The following is a 16,936-nucleotide window of genomic DNA, read 5'->3' on the forward strand; positions in this document are numbered from 1 at the left end:
CCTCCCAACTCGGACTCCACTGGTCGATCGAAGTTTGATGATGGCACGCGCGACAGTGCCGCAATGACCGGCGGAGCGTCCCGATGCCATCACGTGATCAGGCTGTAACCGCTCGTTCGACCAACGCCAGCGCCTGACGCGGGAGTTCCTCCCGGTGCTCCACGGCACCGCTCAGCCAATGGACGCGGGGATCGCGTCGAAACCAGGAGTCCTGACGGCGCGCGAAGCGTTTGGTGGCGCGTACGGTTTCGGCGCGCGCCTCGTCCTCGGTGCACTCCCCGGCGAACGCCGCGAGAACCTGCTGGTAACCGAGCGCCCGTGACGCCGTACGCCCCTCGCGCAGCCCGCGCTCCTCCAGCACCCGCACCTCCTCGATCAGACCCGCCTCCCACATCCGGTCGACACGCAGGCTGATCCGCTCATCGAGCTCCGGCCGGCCGACGTCCACACCGATCTGGACCGTGTCGTAGACCGATTCGTGCCCGGGGAGATTGGCCGTGAACGGCTGCCCGGTGATCTCGATCACTTCGAGCGCTCGGACGATCCGGCGGCCGTTGCTGGCCAGGATCGCGCGGGCCGCTTCGGGGTCGGCCGACGCCAGTCGCGCGTGCAGGGCGCCGGAGCCCTGCTCGTCCAGTTCGCGCTCCAGGCGGGCGCGCACCTCCGGGTCGGTTCCCGGGAATTCGAGCACGTCGATCGCGGCGCGCACATACAGTCCGGAACCACCGACCAGGACCGGGGTACGTCCCGCTGCGAGCAGCCGGTCGATCTCGGCGCGGGCAAGCTTCTGATAAGTGGCGACGTTCGCAGGTTCCGTCACGTCCCAGATGTCGAGGAGGTGGTGCGGGACGCCGCCGCGCTCTTCGAGCGTCAGCTTTGCGGTACCGATGTCCATCCCCCGGTAGAGCTGCATGGAGTCGGCGTTGACGACCTCGCCGTCGAGCTGCTGGGCAAGGAAGACACCCAGATCGGACTTTCCGGCCGCTGTCGGGCCGACGACGGCGATGACCCGCGGTGCGGGAGCTGCGCTTCTCACCGTCACAGTCTCGCAAACCTCGGCAGCCCTCCTCGAACGAGCTACGTGACGGGGCACGGCTGGGTTCGTTGCCTGTTGCGAGGTTCCGAACGCCGGTTTGTTGACCGGTGCCCCCGGGCGACGCAATGAGGCGCTCCGGTTGGCGCGGGATTTCGCCCACACGAGTACGCTATGGAGTAGATATGGGCGTTTTTTCAAGGTTTCGCCGTAAGGCCGACGAGGCTGTCGCGGAGTCGACCGAGGAAGTGAAGGCTGCCACGCTGACGGCGGACCCGGAAGTCGAGGGCGCCGCCGAAACGGCGGACTCCCCGGTTGAGGCTTCCAAGGTGACCGAGGATGTCTCGCAGACCGAGGCGGCGGAACCCACCGAGGCCGCGGCCGCGGAGGGGGTCGAGATCCCCAAGCAGCAGTCCGCCGAGGAAGTGGCGGACAGCGAGGCCGGCGAGAGCGCCCGCAAGTAGTCCCCGAGGGAAGGTGCCCCATGGGTTTCCTGGATAATCTGAAAGCCAAGCTGGCCCCGGCCAAGGACAAGGTCTCGGACTTCGCGCAGCAGCACGGGGACAAGATCGACCACGGTCTGGAGAAGGCCGCCAAACTGGTCGACGAGAAGACCAAGGGCAAGTACAGCGACAAGATCGAGTCGGGTACGGGCAAGGCCAAGGAAGCCCTGGGCCGGATCTCCCACAAGGACGACGGCGGTACGCCGCCACCGTCCGCGTCCTGAACCACGCGCGCCGGAGGGCCGTGGAGCTGTCCGCTCCACGGCCCTCCGCCGTGTGCTCGCCGCCTCGTACCGGCGGCTGTCAGAATTTCGGGTGTTCCAGGACTTCGGGTTTCAGGACCAGACGCTGACGAAGTAGCCGACTCCGTAGGGCGCGTCCTCGTAGAGCATCCGTCCGGCGAGGTCCGCGTTCCGGGCCGCGCCCGCGAGGACCTGCCAGGGAGCGCGTCCGGCCACCTTCAGGTCGTACGCCAGCCGGTCGTCGAGGCCCGACAGTGTGCGGGTGTCGGCGGCGCCCAGGGCCGCCGACACGACCTCGTCGAAGCTCGCGGCGCGCTCGTCGAGGTAGCCGGGCGCCTTGAGGGTGCGGCAGGCGCTGCCGTCTCCCATGACGAGCAGGGCGACCCGGGCGGCCCGGGCGGCGAGTTCTTCTCCCGCGCCGGCGCACAGCTGGGGGGTCAGTTCCTGATCGACGGCGAGTCCCGCCACGGGCGCGTCCGCCCATCCCGCCCGCTCCAGGAGCCAGGCGCCGACCGCGAGTGACGCCGGGAGCTCGGACTCCGCGGGCTCGACCGGCCCGAGGCGTACGGAAAGGTCCACGCCGAACCCGGCGAACGACCCCACCGCCCCCTGCCGGTAGGACCCGCCGCCCTGGGCCGGTCCGACCACCACGAGGAGGTCGGGCCGGGATGCGGCGAGCACCCCGACGGCATCGGCGCAGGCGTCGCGCGCCGCGTCGAGTTCCGGCGCGGCGCCGGCGGCGACCTCGGGCACGAGGAGGGGCGGGCAGGGGCAGACGGCGGCGGCTACGAGCATGAGCCGCAGCCTAGCCCCGTTCCGGCACCGGAACCCTGGGGTCCGGGCCGGCGGTGTCCGGTCGTGCAGGGCCCGGCCCTGGCCCAACCGGACACCTTCTAGAGCACCGAGCAGCCGCCCGTGGGCTCCGGCAGGGGCGCCGGGGCGCCGATCGACGGCAGGCCGAGCATCACGCCTGCGGGCTTCTGGGCCGGAGCCGCGTTCCGCTTCTCCCAGGCGTCTCCCGCACGGGTGCGGCGTACACCGGTCGTCGGCCCTTCGGCGAGCAGGTGGTGCGGGGCCGCGTAGGTGATCTCCACGGTCACCACGTCGCCCGGGCGCACGTCCTCGTCCGGCTTCGTGAAGTGGACGAGACGGTTGTCGGGGGCACGGCCGGAGAGTCGCCGGGTGGAGCCGTCCTTGCGGCCCTCGCCCTCGGCGACCATGACCTCGAGAACGCGGCCGACCTGCTTCTTGTTCTCTTCCCAGGAGATCTCTTCCTGGAGGGCGGACAGGCGCATGTAGCGATCCTGAACGACATCCTTTGAAATCTGTCCGTCCATGGTCGCCGCCGGAGTTCCGGGGCGCTTGGAGTACTGGAAGGTGAACGCGTTCGCGAACCGGGCCTCGCGGACCGTGTGCATGGTCTGCTCGAAGTCATCCTCGGTCTCGCCGGGGAAGCCCACGATGATGTCGGTGGAGATGGCGGCGTGCGGAATGGCGGCGCGCACCTTCTCGATGATCCCGAGAAAACGCTCCTGCCGGTACGAGCGGCGCATCGCCTTGAGGACCGTGTCCGAACCGGACTGCAGCGGCATGTGGAGCTGCGGCATCACGTTCGGGGTCTCGGCCATGGCGGCGATCACGTCGTCCGTGAAGTCGCGCGGGTGCGGTGAGGTGAACCGGACCCGCTCCAGGCCCTCGACGTTCCCGCAGGCACGCAGCAGCTTGCTGAAGGCCTCGCGGTCACCGATGTCCGAGCCGTACGCGTTGACGTTCTGCCCGAGCAGGGTGATCTCGGAGACGCCCTCGGCGACCAGCGCCTCGATCTCGGCGAGGATGTCGCCGGGACGGCGGTCCTTCTCCTTGCCGCGCAGCGCGGGGACGATGCAGAAGGTGCACGTGTTGTTGCAGCCCACGGAGATGGAGACCCAGGCAGCGTAGGCGGACTCGCGGCGGGTCGGCAGCGTGGACGGGAACGCCTCCAGGGATTCGGCGATCTCGACCTGCGCCTCCTCCTGGATGCGGGCGCGCTCCAGCAGCACCGGCAGCTTGCCGATGTTGTGCGTGCCGAAGACGACATCGACCCAGGGGGCCCGCTGCACGATGGTGTCGCGGTCCTTCTGGGCGAGGCAGCCGCCGACGGCGATCTGCATGCCGGGCCGCTTCGTCTTCATCGGCGCGAGCCTGCCGAGATTGCCGTACAGCTTGTTGTCGGCGTTCTCCCGCACCGCGCAGGTGTTGAAGACGACGACATCGGCATCACCATCGGCGCCCTCGGGCGCACGGACGTAACCGGCGCCCTCAAGGAGGCCGGACAGCCGCTCGGAGTCGTGGACGTTCATCTGGCACCCGTAGGTGCGCACCTCGTAAGTCTTCGCGCTCATCTCGTACACCAGGGTACGGGGCCCGGCGCCCCCTGGTCCTCGCGGGGAATGAACTGGCAGGATCCAGCCATGCTCCCCGCCCTGTCCCGACTCGGCCGCAACCGGGCCGTCCAAGGCGCCGCGGCCGCCGTGGTCGCCTTCGGGCTGCTGCTGTGGTGGCTCTTTCCGTTCAGCAGCCAGTCGCCCTCGGGCACCATCGACTTCAGTACGGGCGTACGCACCGGGGTCTACCAGCGTTACGGCGAGCTGCTGCAACAGGCGCTGGCCAGTGACCTGCCGGACGTCCGGGTCAATCTCAGGACGAGCCAGGGTTCGCAGCAGAACCTCCAACGCCTGGCCGACGGCACCGCCGACTTCACGATCGCCACGGCGGACTCCGTCGACAAGTTCCGCAAGGACAACACCGCGGGCGCGGACCGGCTGCGCGGCTGCGCCCGGCTCTACGACGACTACGTACAGCTGGTGGTGCCCAGCGACTCCCCGGTGCGCTCGGTCGCGGACCTCCGGGGCAAGCGGGTCGCCGTCGGGCAGGAGGGTTCCGGGGTGCGGCTGCTCGCCGGGCGGCTGCTCACGGCCGCTGGACTGAACCCTGAGAAGGACATCGCCCCCGTTCCCGCAGGCATCGACACCATGCCCGACCTGCTGCGGAACCAGCGGATCGACGCCTTCTTCTGGTCCGGCGGGCTGCCGACCACGGCTGTCCTGAAACTGTCCGAGGAGTACCCGATCCGGCTGGTCCCCCTCGCCGACCTGGTGTCGGCCCTACACAAGGCGGACGGCAGCACCGGCTACTACCGGGCGGCGACCATGCCCGCCGACGCCTACCCCAAGGCGCAGCAGGGCGCCCCCGTGCCGACGATCGCCGTGGCGAATCTGCTCGTCACCACGGATCGCACGAACGCGGCGCTGACCGAGGGCTTCACCCGCACGGTGATAAACAGCCGCGACCGCATCGGGCGCGAGGTGCATGCGGCGCAACTGGTGGATCTGCGGACGGCGATCTATACGGATCCGCTGCCGCTGCATGAGGGGGCTCGTGATTACTACCTCTCGGTCAAGCCGTGAGGTAGGACGGGTGTCGTCAGCCGTCAGCCGTCAGCCGTCAGCCGTGTATCCGGCCTCACGCGCCCGGCTGCGTGCGCGGCACGGTCACGGTCACGCGCAGGCCGTGCGGCTCGTGATGGGCGTACGCGATCGTGCCGCCGCCGGCCGCGAGCAGGGCGCGCGAGATGGAGAGGCCGAGGCCGGAGCCCTTGACGTTCTGGTGGCGGCTCGCCCGCCAGAAGCGGTCGCCGATCCGGGCCAGTTCCTCATCGGACAGACCGGGGCCGTGGTCGGTCACGGTCACGGTGGTCCTGGGTCCGTCGACCGCGACGGTGACCCGTACCTCCTCCCCTTCGGGGGTGAACTTCAGCGCGTTGTCGATGACGGCGTCCAGGGCGCTGGAAAGCGCCACCGGGTCCGCCCAGCCGGTGGCGGCGGCCGAGCCGTCCGCGATCAGCCGTACGCCCTTGTCCTCGGCCAGCGGGCGCCACGCAGCGATCCGCTCCCCCGCGAGCGCGCCGATGTCGGTGAGCTGGAGGTCGGCGGCGGCGTGTTCGGCCAGCGCCAGGCCCAGGAGGTCGTCGAGGACCTGGGCCAGGCGCTTGCCCTCGGTGCGCACGGAGGCGATCTCCTCGTTCCCGTCGGGGAGTTCGAGCGCGAGGAGCTCGATGCGCAGGAGCAGGGCGGACAGCGGGTTGCGCAGTTGGTGCGAGGCGTCGGCGACGAAGGCGCGCTGCTGCTCCAGCACTTCTTCGACGTTGTCCGCCATCTCGTTGAACGAGCGGGCCAGCCTTCTGAGTTCCGGGGGCCCGCCGGCCGCCGCGACGCGTGAGTTCATGCGTCCGGTCGCGATGTCGTGGGTGACGGCGTCCAGGACACGTACGGGTCTGAGCACCCAGCCGGTCAGCCGGAACGCCGCGCCCACCGCGAGCAGCATCGCGGCGAGCTCGCCGGCCGCGATGAGGAGCCAGCCGTGCAGAGTGTCGGACCGCATGCGCCCGGTGGGCGAGTCGGTGACCACGACCGCGATCACATCGCCTTCGCGCACGACGGGTGAGGCCACGACCAGGCGCCCTCGCTGCCATGGATACACCTGGACCGGGTCGTGGCTGCGGCGCCCGGCGAGGGCCTCGTGGAAGGCCACGTACCCCTCACCCTTGTCGGGTACGTGCCAGCCCCTGGGGGCGCTCGCCATGGCGCTGCCGTTGCGGAAGAAGACGCCCGCGTTGATCCCGTACAGGTTCGAATAGCGGGTGAGTTCCTCCTCCAAAGTGGTGAGCCGTTCCGCGCTGTTGGTGTCGCTGCCGTCGGTGGCGGTGACGAACTGGGCCAGCGCGGCGAAGCGCGCGGTGTCGTCGATCCGGTCGACGACCACTCTCTGCTGCTGCGCGCCGGCCACGCTCAGAGCGAGCGGAAAGCCGAACGCGACCAGGACGAGCGCGAGCAGGAAGATGAGGAGCGGGAGAAGTCGGGTGCGCACCGTGGGTTCTCGGCGCTCAGAGCGCGGTCGGCGCGACGAGCCGGTAGCCGACGCCGCGCACGGTCTCGATCAGCGCCGGCATGCGCAGTTTGGAACGCAGGGAAGCAACGTGCACTTCGAGGGTGCGGCCTGTTCCTTCCCAACTGGTGCGCCACACCTCGCTGATGATCTGTTCCCGGCGGAAGACGACCCCGGGACGCTGGGCCAGCAGCGCGAGCAGATCGAACTCCTTGCGGGTGAGCTGCACGCTCTCGCCGTCGACGCTGACCCGGCGGGTGGGCAGTTCGATCTGCACCCGGCCGAGCCGCAGCTCGCTGTCGGCCGAGTCGGGCTGCGCGCCGGGCGGGGGGCGCCTGATGACCGCGTGGATGCGGGCGATGAGCTCGCCGGTGTCGTACGGCTTGACCACGTAGTCGTCGGCGCCCAGGTTCAGCCCGTGGATGCGCGAGCGGACGTCGGCGCGCGCCGTCACCATGATCACCGGGATGGCGGTCCGCTTGCGGATCTTGCCGCAGACCTCGTAGCCGTCCTGGTCCGGCAGTCCGAGGTCGAGCAGAACCACTCCGAAGGGTGGTTTGACCCAGCGGTCGTCAGGAAGGAGCGCTTGCAGCGCTTCTTCACCGTTGCGGGCGTGCTTCACCTCGAAGCCGTGCTTGGCGAGCACGGCGGACAGGGCGGCGGCGACATGGTCGTCGTCTTCGACGAGCAGCAGTCTCATGGGCCACCTCCCTGGATGTTCATCGGCCGCATCACGGCATGTACCCCCGAATCCACGCCCATGTTCGCCACTTCGGTCAAGGGGGCGCTCGCCCTTGCGCGCCATCCGTTACGGAGCCGGTATTCCGCCCGGCGTACGTGCTCACCCAGAGTGCCGCCGCGCAACCGGATCGTTATGCTCAATTTCCGCTCAGATGTACTGACGCTGGTCGTGGCTCCCCACTACGGTCCTCCCCAACCGAGCAGGACGGAGCAAGAAGCCGATGAGCGGAGTATCAGTGGCCAAGGGGACCGAGGACGCCGTACCCGCGTCGGGTGACCTGGTCGTGCTGAACAACGTCAACAAGCACTTCGGCGCGCTGCATGTGCTCCAGGACATCGACCTGACCATCGCCCGTGGCGAGGTCGTCGTCGTCATCGGACCCTCCGGGTCCGGGAAGTCCACGCTGTGCCGCACCATCAACCGCCTGGAGACGATCGATTCCGGGGCGATATCGATCGACGGCAGGCCGCTGCCCCAGGAGGGCAGGGAACTGGCGCGGCTGCGTGCCGATGTCGGCATGGTCTTCCAGTCGTTCAACCTCTTCGCGCACAAGACGGTGCTGGAGAACGTCATGCTGGGCCAGGTGAAGGTCCGCAAGACCGAGAAGCAGGCCGCCGAGGAGAAGGCCCGGGGCCTGCTCGACCGGGTCGGCGTCGGCACCCAGGCCGACAAGTACCCGGCGCAGCTCTCCGGCGGTCAGCAGCAACGCGTGGCGATCGCACGGGCGTTGGCGATGGACCCCAAGGTGATGCTCTTCGACGAGCCCACCTCGGCGCTCGACCCGGAGATGATCAACGAGGTCCTCGAAGTCATGCAGCAACTGGCGCGCGACGGGATGACGATGGTCGTCGTCACCCATGAGATGGGCTTCGCCCGTTCCGCCGCCAACCGCGTCGTGTTCATGGCCGACGGCAAGATCGTCGAAGAGGCCACGCCGGACCAGTTCTTCAGCAATCCGCGCAGCGACCGGGCCAAGGACTTCCTGTCGAAGATCCTGCACCACTGACGACAGTCGGCTGACAAACGACAACTGGCAGTTGGCAACCGACGGTTGCCAACTGACGGATAGCGGATTCCAGATGACAGACGGCAGGCAGCCGATGTCAACTGGCCATCGACGCTTGGCAATTGTCGGCTGACCAATGACGACCAACGACCAACGACGCAAGGAATGCTCGCCATGATGCTCCGCAAGTCCGCCGCCGTCGCGGCGATCGCTGTGCTCGCCCTGTCCGCGACCGCCTGTGGCGGCAAGTCCGGCTCCGCCGGCGACAAGCAGTCCGCTCAGCCGGGCTCCAGCGGCGCACCCCAGCTGCCGACGTACACCGTCGCTTCGAACGTCACCCTTGACTCGCCGACCTTCAAGGCGGCCAAGGCGCGCGGCAAGCTCGTCATCGGAGCCAAGGCCGACCAGCCCTACCTCGGCTTCGAGGACCAGTCGACCAAGGAGCGGACCGGCTTCGACATCGAGATCGCCAAGATGATCGCCGCCGACCTGGGCTTCAAGGCCGACCAGATCGAGTGGAAGACCGTCGACTCCGGCGTGCGCGAGACCGCGATCTCCAAGGGCCAGGTCGACTACTACGTCGGCACCTACACGATCAACGACAAGCGCAAGAAGCTCGTCGGCTTCGCGGGTCCGTACTACAAGGCCGGCGCCGACCTGCTCGTCCGTAAGGACGACACCTCGATCAACGGCAAGGACTCCGTCAAGGGCAAGAAGGTCTGCTCGATCGTCGGCTCCACCCCCCTGCAGGAGATCAAGAAGCCCGAGTACGGCGCCTCCGTCGTCGAGCTCTCCAAGTACTCGGACTGCGTCCAGCAGCTCCTGACCAATCAGATCGACGCGGTGACCACCGACGACGCGATCCTCAAGGGCTACGCCGCCAAGAACTCCACCAAGCTCCGCGTGGTCGGCAAGCCGTTCACCGAGGAGCCCTACGGCGTCGGCATGAACAAGGACGACAAGGCGCTGCGCGACTTCATCAACTCCTCGCTGGACAAGCACGAGCAGGACGGCACCTACAAGAAGATCTACGACGCGACGCTCGGCCTGTCCGGCTCCACCTACCAGGCCCCGCCGACCGTCGTCCGCTACTGATCGACGCCGCTTGAAGCGCCCCGTACTACGTACGGGGCGCCACGGCCCTGCCCCCGCCCGATGACCCAGCCGCTGCCCGCCGACGCGGAGACCTCATGAACGTACTGCTCGACCATTTCGCGGACTTCCGTGACGGCTTCATAGGCACCGTGGAGATCACCGCCGTCAGCTCGGTCATCGCCCTGGTGCTTGGACTGCTGCTCGCCGGTTTCCGGGTCTCCCCCGTCCCGCCGCTGCGCTTCTTCGGCACCGCCTGGGTGACGCTGTTGCGCAACACCCCGCTGACGCTGCTCTTCCTGGTCTCGTTCTTCGTCGTACCGGAGATCTTCTTCCCCGGGATGAGCCCCTTCCTGCTGGGTTCGCTCGCGCTCGGCTTCTACACCGCGTCGTTCGTCTGCGAGGCCGTCCGGTCCGGCATCAGCACGGTCCCGCTGGGCCAGGCCGAGGCCGCCCGCTCGCTCGGCATGAGCTTCACGCAGACCCTGCAGCTGATCGTGCTGCCGCAGGCCACCCGGACGGTGATCCCGCCGCTGAGCTCCATCTTCATCGCGCTCACCAAGAACTCGGCGATCGCCGGCGCCTTCAGCGTCACCGAACTGTTCGGCTGGCAGAAGCTGATGAGCGAGGACGGCTACGACATCGTCCCCGTCTTCATCTGGGTCGCCCTCGGCTATCTGATCGTCACCTTCGCGATCAGCGGTCTCTTCCGTCTCCTTGAGCGCCGCATGGAGGTCGCCCGATGAGTGCCAGCGTTCTCTACGACGCCCCCGGCCCCAAAGCCGTCGTACGCAACAGGATCTACGCCGTCCTCGGCTCGCTCGCGCTGCTCGGCCTAGCCGCCCTCGCGATCGTCCGGCTCTCGGACAAGGGCGACCTCGACTACGGCATGTGGGACATCTTCAACTACGCGGGCATCCGGCAGAACATCGCCGACGCCGTGCTCGCCACCCTCAAGGCCTTCGGCCTCGCCGCCGTCGGCTCGTTGGTGCTCGGCGTGCTCCTGGCCGTCGCCCGGCTCTCCGACCACAAGCCGGTCCGCTGGGCGGCAACCGCCTTCATCGAGCTGTTCCGTTCCATCCCGCTGCTCATCACGATCTACGCGGTCTGGATCGGCTTCCTGACCGACTACTCGATGTGGGCGCTGGCGCTCGGCCTGTCGATCTACAACGGCTGCGTCCAGGCGGAGGTGCTGCGGGCCGGCGTCAACTCCGTGCCCAAGGGCCAGCGCGAGGCCGCGTACGCCCTCGGCATGAGCAAGACGCAGGTCATGACCAGCGTTCTCATGCCGCAGGCGGTGCGGGCGATGCTGCCGACGATCATCAGCCAACTCGTCGTCACCCTCAAGGACACGTCGCTCGGCTTCATCATCCTGTACCCGGAGCTGCTCCAGACCGCCCGTCTGATCGCGAGCAACACCCAGGTCAACGGCCAGTACCCGTATGTCTCGACCATTGTTGTCATCGGCACCATCTACGTGGCGATGTGTCTGGTGCTCTCGGCGCTTGCCACCTGGATCGAGAAGCGCGGGCGCCGGGCGAAGACCGGCATCTCCATGGGTGCGGCCGCCGCCCCGATCGCGGCCGGCGGCCCGGCCGCCGTCATGGCCACCGAAGGGTCCGTTGGGCCCGATGGGGCGCCCGGCACGACGAACTGACGGCATATGAGGCAGTGGCGTCCGCGTCGCTGCCTCCGTCACTTGACGCAAGCACGCGCAGTGGGTTGCATACGTTCTGTGATCGTGCACCGGGTTCCCAGCGCCACCTGCAAGCCGTCCCGACCCGTATCGGGAGCCACGCCGTGGAACCGGTGATCGTCGTCGGCGCCGGCCCGGTGGGACTGGCGCTCGCGCTCTCGCTCGCCGCCCAGGGCGTGCCTTCCGTGGTGCTCGACGAGGGGCCGGGCCGGGACGAGCCCCGCCAGGTCCGCACGGCCGTACTGCGCCCGGACATCGCTTCGTTCGTGGCAGGCCTGGGATGTACGACTCTGCGTGACGAGGGTGCCCGCTGGGTTGCCTGGCGGTCCATGAGGCGCGGTCAGCTGCTGCGCCATGTCACGTTCGGCGAGGGCTTCGACGCCGACTCGCCCCCGGTCCACCTGCCGCAACACACCCTTACGCACGGTCTGCGCGACGCCATCGCCGCCTCCGGTCTCGTGCGGGTGGTCACGCAGAGCCGCCTCGACACACTGGAACAGGACGCCGAGGGCGTCTCCGTACACACGTCGGGGCCCGGCGGAACCTGGTGGCGCGGCAGCTACGCGGTCGGCTGCGACGGCGCCCGCTCGACCGTCCGCAAACTCCTGGACATCCGCTTCGCCGGACGTACGGCCGTGGAACGCCAGGCCGTTGTGGCCCTGCGGACCGAACTCCCCTGGCCCGGCGAGGCGTTGCTGCACCGCCTTCCCCCTTGGCGGACCGCCGGCGACGAGGTGACGGCCCGTCCCCTTCAGGACGGCATCTGGCGGCTGGACTGGCTGCTGCCGCCCCGCGCCGAACTCGTCACGCCCGACGCCCTGGTGGGCCGCATCCGGGACACACTGGCGGGCTGGTGCGGCGAGACACCGTCGTACGAACTCCTCGACACCGGCGTCTACACCCTGCACCACCGCCTCGCCCGCCGCTGGCGGGTGCGCCGCGCCTTCCTCGCGGGTGACGCCGCACACCTGCTGGGCGCGCTGGGCACCCAGTCCCTGGACGAGGGCCTGCGGGACGCCCAGAACCTCGCCTGGAAACTGGCCCAGGCCTGGCACCACGGCGCCTCCGACGTCCTTCTGGACAGCTACCAGACGGAACGCCGGCCGGCGGTCGCCGCCCGGCTGCGAGCGGCCGACCAGTCGCTGCCGGTCCTGCGCGGCGGCGCGGGGCTGCGTGCCTGGATCCCGGGCACCGCACGCGGTCACGACGCCCTCGTGACCGACGGCCACCTGGGGTGCGGCCCACTCGGCGCGCCCCCCGCGTACCCGCACTCCCCTCTCGCACCCCAGTACGCCGAGTCGCACATTCCCGTGGGCACCCAACTGGGTGCGCCGGTCGCCGACATCCGTGTCACCGCCCCCGATGGCTCGACCGTGTCCCTGCGGGACCGGCTCGGCCGGGGCAGGCTCCTGGTCGTCCTGGTCGCGCCGGGCACCGGCGTCTGGGACCGCCGCCACTGGCTCACCGCGGGCGTCATGCCCCGCCTGGCCGCCGCGGTGACCGATCTGCCCATGGACGCGGAGCTACTGGTCGCCGAGGACTACCCCGGCGCCCCGGCCCACACGGTCCTCCTCGTACGCCCCGACGGCCATCTGGTCGCCGCGTTCAACGGCGTGCAGCCGGAGGAGCTGTACAACGCCGCCGATGCGGTGCGAGGGGGGCCGGGCAGCGGCGAGGGGGGCGCGCCGGGCGCTGTGGAGGTGGAACGGGCGGCGGCCGAGGGACGGACGGTTGACATCAATTGATGTCAACCCATCTGTTCTCTGCCGGCCGGGATCTGTCGGCTGACTCCTGCCGGCTGACATCCGTCAGCCGGCAGCTGTGATCTGTCATCCGCCATCCGAACGCCGATTGACCGACGCAGGCGCACATGGTCTACTCCGGAACGTGACCGACACCGATGTGCGCCTGTGGCGGAGGGTCCATATGGACCTGGTCCGCTATGCGGGCTGCGTGTGTCGTCCGTCCTGCTGATTCGCCCTTCCCTTCGCGCCGTGCCGCCGCGCCCTTGATGGCGCCGTCAGCCGTACGCGCGCCTTCGCGAACTCCCTCAGGACGGTCTGCCGTGTCGCTCTCCGTAAGTACTTCTGTGCCCGCTTCCACGCCCGGCTCCGACGCCGCGCCGACCGGGGCGGGACTGCTCGACTTCGCCCGCCGGACCGCAGGAAACGCGGCGTTGATCGCCTCGTTGCCTCTCGACGCCGAGGGCCGCACCTGGATCCGGCTCGACGGCCCGGGCGGCAGTGAGGCCTGGCTGATCAGCTGGCCGCCCGGTACCGGTACGGGCTGGCACGACCACGGCGGTTCCCACGGCGCCTTCGCCACCGCGGCCGGCGCACTGCGCGAGGACTCCCTTGCGGTCCGGCTGCCCACCGAGGGCTGGCGGACCCTGGAACTCGCCGAAGGGGTCGACCGTTCAAGGGAATTGGGGGTGGGCAGCGGTCGGGCCTTCGGGCGGCATCATGTGCACGAGGTCAGGAACGAGTCGGTGACCGAGCACGCCATCTCGGTGCATGCCTACTATCCCCCGCTGCCCCTCATCCGGCGTTACAGCCGGATGGGCGCGGTGCTCCGCATTGAGCAGGTCGAGCGTCCGGAGGACTGGCAGTGAGCGCGGGCACGGACACGGGCGCGGAACGTACGCGGCCGGTGGGAATCGACGACTTGCTCGACCGGGTCAGGGCGGGCCTGGACCGGGTGACGGCGGCAGAGGCCTTCGCCGAGGCTGCCCGAGGAGCGCTCCTGGTGGACATCCGGTACGCGGCGCTGCGCGACCGGGACGGGCTGATTCCCGGCGCCCTCGTGGTCGAGCGCAACGAGCTGGAGTGGCGGCTCGATCCGCAGGGCAGCCATCGCGCGACCGAGGCGACCAGCCACGATCTGCGCGTGGTGGTGATCTGCAACGAGGGGTACGCCTCGTCCCTCGCGGCAGTGTCGCTGCGGCAGTTGGGGCTGCATCGGGCGACCGATCTGATCGGCGGCTTCCAGGCCTGGCGCGCGGAGGGTTTGCCGGTCACGGCTCCCGCCGGGTGACTGGCCCCGCCGGGGTGCGGGTAGTGGCTCAGCTCGTCTGCGTTGGGGGCAGCCCCCGCAGGCCCTCGCGTCCCCCCGGAGACAGCGGCGCCCCTGGCCGAACGGCCAGGGGCGAGCGCGCCGAGCAGGTCCGGGACGCCGGGGAAATCCCGTACGACCGATCCCGTACGTCTCAAGTCCCGTACACCCCAAGTCCCGTACAGCTCAAGCCTGTACACCTCAGTACGGCGACGTACGACTCAGCTCTCGTACAGGTCGTCCGCGTTTTCGCCCTCGTGCTCCAGGGCCTGGCGGACCACTCTCAGGGCCATGCCTTCCGGGTAGCCCTTGCGGGCGAGCATGCCGGCGAGGCGGCGGAGGCGGCGGTCGCGGTCGAGGCCTCGGGTGGAGCGGAGTTTGCGCGCCACCAGTTCGCGTGCGGTCTCCTCCTCCTGGTCGGTGTCGAGCTGGGCGACGGCCTCGTCGATGACCGAGGAGTCCACGCCCTTGGTGCGCAGTTCGCGTGCCAGCGCACGACGGGCGAGGCCGCGGCCGTGGTGGCGGGACTCCACCCATGCATCGGCGAACGCCGCGTCGTTGATCAGTCCGACCTCTTCGAAGCGGGAGAGGACCTCTTCGGAGACCTCGTCGGGGATCTCCCGCTTCTTCAGGGCGTCGGCGAGTTGTTTACGGGTTCGGGGGGTCCCGGTGAGCAGGCGCAGACAGATCGCCCGCGCCCGCTCAGCCGGGTCCTGTGGCGACGGCTCCTTCTCGGCCCTCGACAAGTCGGTGCCGTCGCCCGCTCCATCCGGGCCGGCCCGTCGGGAGCCGGCCCGCTTCGGGCCGGGCTCCTCGGGGTCGGCCCACTCGGTCCTGCGAGTCACCGCTAGCTCTTGGCAGCGGCGGCCTTGGCCGTCTTGGCCTTGGTGGCCGGGGCCGGCACCGCGGCCGCGTCCGCCGCCGGGGCGGTCGCACCCGAAGCGTCCTTGCCGGGCTCGGCGGTCGGCTCCTCCGGACGGACACCGACGCCCAGCTTCTCCAGGATCTTCTTCTCGATCTCGTTGGCGAGATCGGGGTTGTCCTTCAGGAAGTTGCGGGCGTTCTCCTTGCCCTGGCCGAGCTGGTCGCCCTCGTACGTGTACCAGGCGCCCGCCTTGCGGACGAAGCCGTGCTCGACGCCCATGTCGATCAGGCCGCCCTCGCGGCTGATGCCCTGGCCGTACAGGATGTCGAACTCGGCCTGCTTGAAGGGCGGCGCGACCTTGTTCTTGACGACCTTGACGCGGGTGCGGTTGCCGACCGCGTCGGTACCGTCCTTGAGCGTCTCGATCCGGCGGATGTCGAGACGTACCGACGCGTAGAACTTCAGCGCCCGGCCACCGGTCGTGGTCTCCGGGGAGCCGAACATCACACCGATCTTCTCGCGGAGCTGGTTGATGAAGATCGCGGTGGTCTTCGACTGGTTGAGCGCGCTGGTGATCTTGCGGAGCGCCTGGCTCATCAGACGGGCCTGGAGACCCACGTGCGAGTCACCCATCTCGCCCTCGATTTCCGCGCGCGGCACCAGGGCCGCCACGGAGTCGATGACGATCAGGTCGAGCGCGCCGGAGCGGACCAGCATGTCGACGATTTCCAGCGCCTGTTCGCCGTTGTCCGGCTGCGACAGGATGAGGTTGTCGATGTCGACGCCGAGCTTCTTCGCGTACTCGGGGTCAAGGGCGTGCTCGGCGTCGATGAAGGCCACCGAGCCGCCGAGCTTCTGCGCGTTCGCCACCGCGTGCAGCGTCAGCGTCGTCTTGCCGGAGGACTCCGGGCCGTACACCTCCACCACACGGCCGCGCGGCAGACCGCCGACGCCGAGCGCCACGTCGAGCGCGGTCGACCCGGTGGGGATGACCTCGATGGGCTCATTCGGCCGCTCACCCAGGCGCATCACCGCGCCCTTGCCGAATTGCCGTTCAATCTGTGCGAGCGCGGCGTCGAGCGCCTTCTCGCGGTCAGTTCCTGCCATGGGTTCCACCCGATTTGCTTGAGTCGATCGCTTCACGTCAAAGACGCTAACCCCTGCCACTGACAATGGGCCCCGACGTCCTTCCAGCCTGTGGATAACTCCACCGGAAACGCGGTGGAACCCGTGCAAGCACAGGGCCGGAACCCAATAAGAACGGATGTTCGATTTTAGTGTCAAGCACACCACGCCGGTCGGGGCGGCATGGACCCCACTGCGACAAACAGGATATTTCAGGCCAATCGGCTCTGGCGCCCGCCGTGCATCCGCGGGTCGTCCGTCACGTCGTACCGCTTCACATGCCGAGGAACGCCTGAAGGGTCGCGACCTCCGATATCGCGATGAGCGCGCCGACCGCACCCATGAGGGCTGCCTCCGCCGCCCGGAACCGCGCCCTTCATACGGAGGCTGCCGCCGGCGCCGCCTCGTCAGGGGCACGTCCCCCGGAGGCGGCCTTCGTCACCGCCGGTCGGCCGGCACATCCATGGCGGCGCAGACCGCCCGCCAGACGTCCTTCGCCTCCCAGCCGGTGTCGAGCGCCTCGTGCACGGTGCGCCCGCCCAGTTCCGTCATCACATGGTCACGCGCGAAGGAGTCGGCGTACCCGGCGCCGAAGTGGTCGGCCATCCGCTCCCAGAAAATCGTCAACCGCATGACGCAAGTATCGCGCCCCTGAGAG

At 69.4% G+C, this 16,936-nt stretch carries 18 protein-coding genes and 2 pseudogenes; 11 read left to right on the top strand and 9 right to left on the bottom strand.

Features of this window, described 5'->3' with window-relative positions; translation table 11 throughout:
- Positions 1 to 97 precede the first annotated feature (97 nt).
- Positions 98 to 1,036 carry a tRNA (adenosine(37)-N6)-dimethylallyltransferase MiaA gene (gene miaA / locus ACIBK6_RS20685; RefSeq protein WP_399052732.1) on the bottom strand — a complete coding sequence of 313 codons (939 nt, stop codon included), beginning with the start codon at positions 1,034 to 1,036 and terminating at the stop codon, positions 98 to 100.
- A gap of 182 nt (positions 1,037 to 1,218) precedes the next feature.
- Between miaA and ACIBK6_RS20690 the strand changes: the two genes are divergently transcribed.
- Both ACIBK6_RS20690 and ACIBK6_RS20695 read left to right on the top strand, forming a co-directional pair.
- The gene (locus ACIBK6_RS20690) at positions 1,219 to 1,497 is read left to right on the top strand and encodes a hypothetical protein (RefSeq protein ID WP_399052733.1); all 279 of its coding nucleotides are present in this window, start codon (positions 1,219 to 1,221) and stop codon (positions 1,495 to 1,497) included.
- Between the two features lie 20 nt (positions 1,498 to 1,517).
- Positions 1,518 to 1,760 carry an antitoxin gene (locus ACIBK6_RS20695; RefSeq protein WP_399052734.1) on the top strand — a complete coding sequence of 81 codons (243 nt, stop codon included), beginning with the start codon at positions 1,518 to 1,520 and terminating at the stop codon, positions 1,758 to 1,760.
- A gap of 111 nt (positions 1,761 to 1,871) precedes the next feature.
- Here the strand turns inward: ACIBK6_RS20695 and ACIBK6_RS20700 are convergent, their stop codons facing one another.
- Together ACIBK6_RS20700 and miaB are read right to left on the bottom strand one after the other, a co-directional pair.
- Positions 1,872 to 2,573, bottom strand: coding sequence for a class III extradiol dioxygenase subunit B-like domain-containing protein (locus ACIBK6_RS20700; protein ID WP_399052735.1), 702 nt, complete (start codon positions 2,571 to 2,573; stop codon positions 1,872 to 1,874).
- Between the two features lie 98 nt (positions 2,574 to 2,671).
- Positions 2,672 to 4,159 (bottom strand): tRNA (N6-isopentenyl adenosine(37)-C2)-methylthiotransferase MiaB, encoded by a 1,488-nt coding sequence (miaB, locus tag ACIBK6_RS20705; protein WP_399052736.1) that lies wholly within the window; start codon positions 4,157 to 4,159, stop codon positions 2,672 to 2,674.
- A gap of 69 nt (positions 4,160 to 4,228) precedes the next feature.
- Between miaB and ACIBK6_RS20710 the strand changes: the two genes are divergently transcribed.
- Positions 4,229 to 5,224: a TAXI family TRAP transporter solute-binding subunit gene (locus ACIBK6_RS20710; protein ID WP_399052737.1), complete on the top strand. Its 996-nt coding sequence runs from the start codon at positions 4,229 to 4,231 to the stop codon at positions 5,222 to 5,224.
- Between the two features lie 55 nt (positions 5,225 to 5,279).
- Here the strand turns inward: ACIBK6_RS20710 and ACIBK6_RS20715 are convergent, their stop codons facing one another.
- Both ACIBK6_RS20715 and ACIBK6_RS20720 read right to left on the bottom strand, forming a co-directional pair.
- Positions 5,280 to 6,683 (bottom strand): sensor histidine kinase, encoded by a 1,404-nt coding sequence (locus ACIBK6_RS20715; RefSeq protein ID WP_399052738.1) that lies wholly within the window; start codon positions 6,681 to 6,683, stop codon positions 5,280 to 5,282.
- A gap of 16 nt (positions 6,684 to 6,699) precedes the next feature.
- Positions 6,700 to 7,401, bottom strand: coding sequence for a response regulator transcription factor (locus ACIBK6_RS20720; RefSeq protein ID WP_399052739.1), 702 nt, complete (start codon positions 7,399 to 7,401; stop codon positions 6,700 to 6,702).
- 262 nt (positions 7,402 to 7,663) lie between these two features.
- Here ACIBK6_RS20720 and ACIBK6_RS20725 point away from each other — a divergent pair, with 262 nt between their 5' ends.
- The 8 genes from ACIBK6_RS20725 to ACIBK6_RS20760 all read left to right on the top strand — a co-directional run bounded on the left by ACIBK6_RS20725 (position 7,664) and on the right by ACIBK6_RS20760 (position 14,270).
- Positions 7,664 to 8,449, top strand: coding sequence for an amino acid ABC transporter ATP-binding protein (locus ACIBK6_RS20725; RefSeq protein ID WP_399052740.1), 786 nt, complete (start codon positions 7,664 to 7,666; stop codon positions 8,447 to 8,449).
- A gap of 174 nt (positions 8,450 to 8,623) precedes the next feature.
- Complete coding sequence (locus ACIBK6_RS20730; protein WP_399052741.1) at positions 8,624 to 9,544, top strand: glutamate ABC transporter substrate-binding protein; 921 nt, start codon at positions 8,624 to 8,626, stop codon at positions 9,542 to 9,544.
- Positions 9,545 to 9,639: 95 nt separating this feature from the next.
- On the top strand, positions 9,640 to 10,287 hold the full coding sequence (locus ACIBK6_RS20735; protein ID WP_399052742.1) for an amino acid ABC transporter permease: 648 nt from the start codon (positions 9,640 to 9,642) through the stop codon (positions 10,285 to 10,287).
- Positions 10,284 to 11,198, top strand: a complete 915-nt coding sequence (locus tag ACIBK6_RS20740) for an amino acid ABC transporter permease (RefSeq protein ID WP_399052743.1) — start codon at positions 10,284 to 10,286, stop codon at positions 11,196 to 11,198. Before ACIBK6_RS20735 ends, ACIBK6_RS20740 begins: the two co-directional genes overlap by 4 nt.
- Before the next feature lie 143 nt (positions 11,199 to 11,341).
- Positions 11,342 to 12,982 (top strand): FAD-dependent monooxygenase, encoded by a 1,641-nt coding sequence (locus tag ACIBK6_RS20745; RefSeq protein ID WP_399052744.1) that lies wholly within the window; start codon positions 11,342 to 11,344, stop codon positions 12,980 to 12,982.
- 157 nt (positions 12,983 to 13,139) lie between these two features.
- Positions 13,140 to 13,211: a putative leader peptide gene (locus ACIBK6_RS20750; RefSeq protein ID WP_309544753.1), complete on the top strand. Its 72-nt coding sequence runs from the start codon at positions 13,140 to 13,142 to the stop codon at positions 13,209 to 13,211.
- A 37-nt stretch (positions 13,212 to 13,248) separates the two neighbouring features.
- Positions 13,249 to 13,848 (top strand): cysteine dioxygenase, encoded by a 600-nt coding sequence (locus tag ACIBK6_RS20755; protein ID WP_399052745.1) that lies wholly within the window; start codon positions 13,249 to 13,251, stop codon positions 13,846 to 13,848.
- A complete protein-coding gene (locus ACIBK6_RS20760) occupies positions 13,845 to 14,270 on the top strand; it encodes a rhodanese-like domain-containing protein (protein WP_399052746.1) in 426 nt (141 codons plus the stop codon). The genes ACIBK6_RS20755 and ACIBK6_RS20760 overlap by 4 nt, the downstream gene beginning before the upstream one ends.
- 239 nt (positions 14,271 to 14,509) lie before the next feature.
- Here ACIBK6_RS20760 and recX read toward each other — a convergent pair.
- The 4 genes and pseudogenes from recX to ACIBK6_RS20780 all read right to left on the bottom strand — a co-directional run.
- Positions 14,510 to 15,196 (bottom strand): annotated as a pseudogene (gene recX, locus ACIBK6_RS20765) (recombination regulator RecX); the annotation flags it as partial.
- Positions 15,136 to 16,260, bottom strand: coding sequence for a recombinase RecA (recA, locus tag ACIBK6_RS20770; protein ID WP_399052747.1), 1,125 nt, complete (start codon positions 16,258 to 16,260; stop codon positions 15,136 to 15,138). The gene recA and the pseudogene recX, both read right to left, overlap by 61 nt.
- A gap of 245 nt (positions 16,261 to 16,505) precedes the next feature.
- Positions 16,506 to 16,636 (bottom strand): annotated as a pseudogene (locus ACIBK6_RS20775) (AI-2E family transporter); the annotation flags it as partial.
- Positions 16,637 to 16,716: 80 nt separating this feature from the next.
- Positions 16,717 to 16,911: a DUF3046 domain-containing protein gene (locus ACIBK6_RS20780; RefSeq protein ID WP_399052748.1), complete on the bottom strand. Its 195-nt coding sequence runs from the start codon at positions 16,909 to 16,911 to the stop codon at positions 16,717 to 16,719.
- Between the last annotated feature and the right edge of the window lie 25 nt (positions 16,912 to 16,936).

Source organism: Streptomyces sp. NPDC050485 (assembly GCF_044458185.1).
Taxonomy (GTDB): domain Bacteria; phylum Actinomycetota; class Actinomycetes; order Streptomycetales; family Streptomycetaceae; genus Streptomyces.

Bases quoted from the DNA above. Each gene is read 5' to 3' on its own strand.
- recA (WP_399052747.1), bottom strand. From the start codon at position 16,260: ATGGCAGGAACTGACCGCGAGAAGGCGCTCGACGCCGCGCTCGCACAG.
- ACIBK6_RS20735 (WP_399052742.1), top strand. From the start codon at position 9,640: ATGAACGTACTGCTCGACCATTTCGCGGACTTCCGTGACGGCTTCATA.
- ACIBK6_RS20700 (WP_399052735.1), bottom strand. From the start codon at position 2,573: ATGCTCGTAGCCGCCGCCGTCTGCCCCTGCCCGCCCCTCCTCGTGCCC.
- ACIBK6_RS20690 (WP_399052733.1), top strand. From the start codon at position 1,219: ATGGGCGTTTTTTCAAGGTTTCGCCGTAAGGCCGACGAGGCTGTCGCG.
- ACIBK6_RS20730 (WP_399052741.1), top strand. From the start codon at position 8,624: ATGATGCTCCGCAAGTCCGCCGCCGTCGCGGCGATCGCTGTGCTCGCC.
- ACIBK6_RS20740 (WP_399052743.1), top strand. From the start codon at position 10,284: ATGAGTGCCAGCGTTCTCTACGACGCCCCCGGCCCCAAAGCCGTCGTA.
- ACIBK6_RS20695 (WP_399052734.1), top strand. From the start codon at position 1,518: ATGGGTTTCCTGGATAATCTGAAAGCCAAGCTGGCCCCGGCCAAGGAC.
- ACIBK6_RS20725 (WP_399052740.1), top strand. From the start codon at position 7,664: ATGAGCGGAGTATCAGTGGCCAAGGGGACCGAGGACGCCGTACCCGCG.
- ACIBK6_RS20720 (WP_399052739.1), bottom strand. From the start codon at position 7,401: ATGAGACTGCTGCTCGTCGAAGACGACGACCATGTCGCCGCCGCCCTG.
- ACIBK6_RS20710 (WP_399052737.1), top strand. From the start codon at position 4,229: ATGCTCCCCGCCCTGTCCCGACTCGGCCGCAACCGGGCCGTCCAAGGC.
- ACIBK6_RS20755 (WP_399052745.1), top strand. From the start codon at position 13,249: ATGGCGCCGTCAGCCGTACGCGCGCCTTCGCGAACTCCCTCAGGACGG.
- ACIBK6_RS20780 (WP_399052748.1), bottom strand. From the start codon at position 16,911: ATGCGGTTGACGATTTTCTGGGAGCGGATGGCCGACCACTTCGGCGCC.
- miaB (WP_399052736.1), bottom strand. From the start codon at position 4,159: ATGAGCGCGAAGACTTACGAGGTGCGCACCTACGGGTGCCAGATGAAC.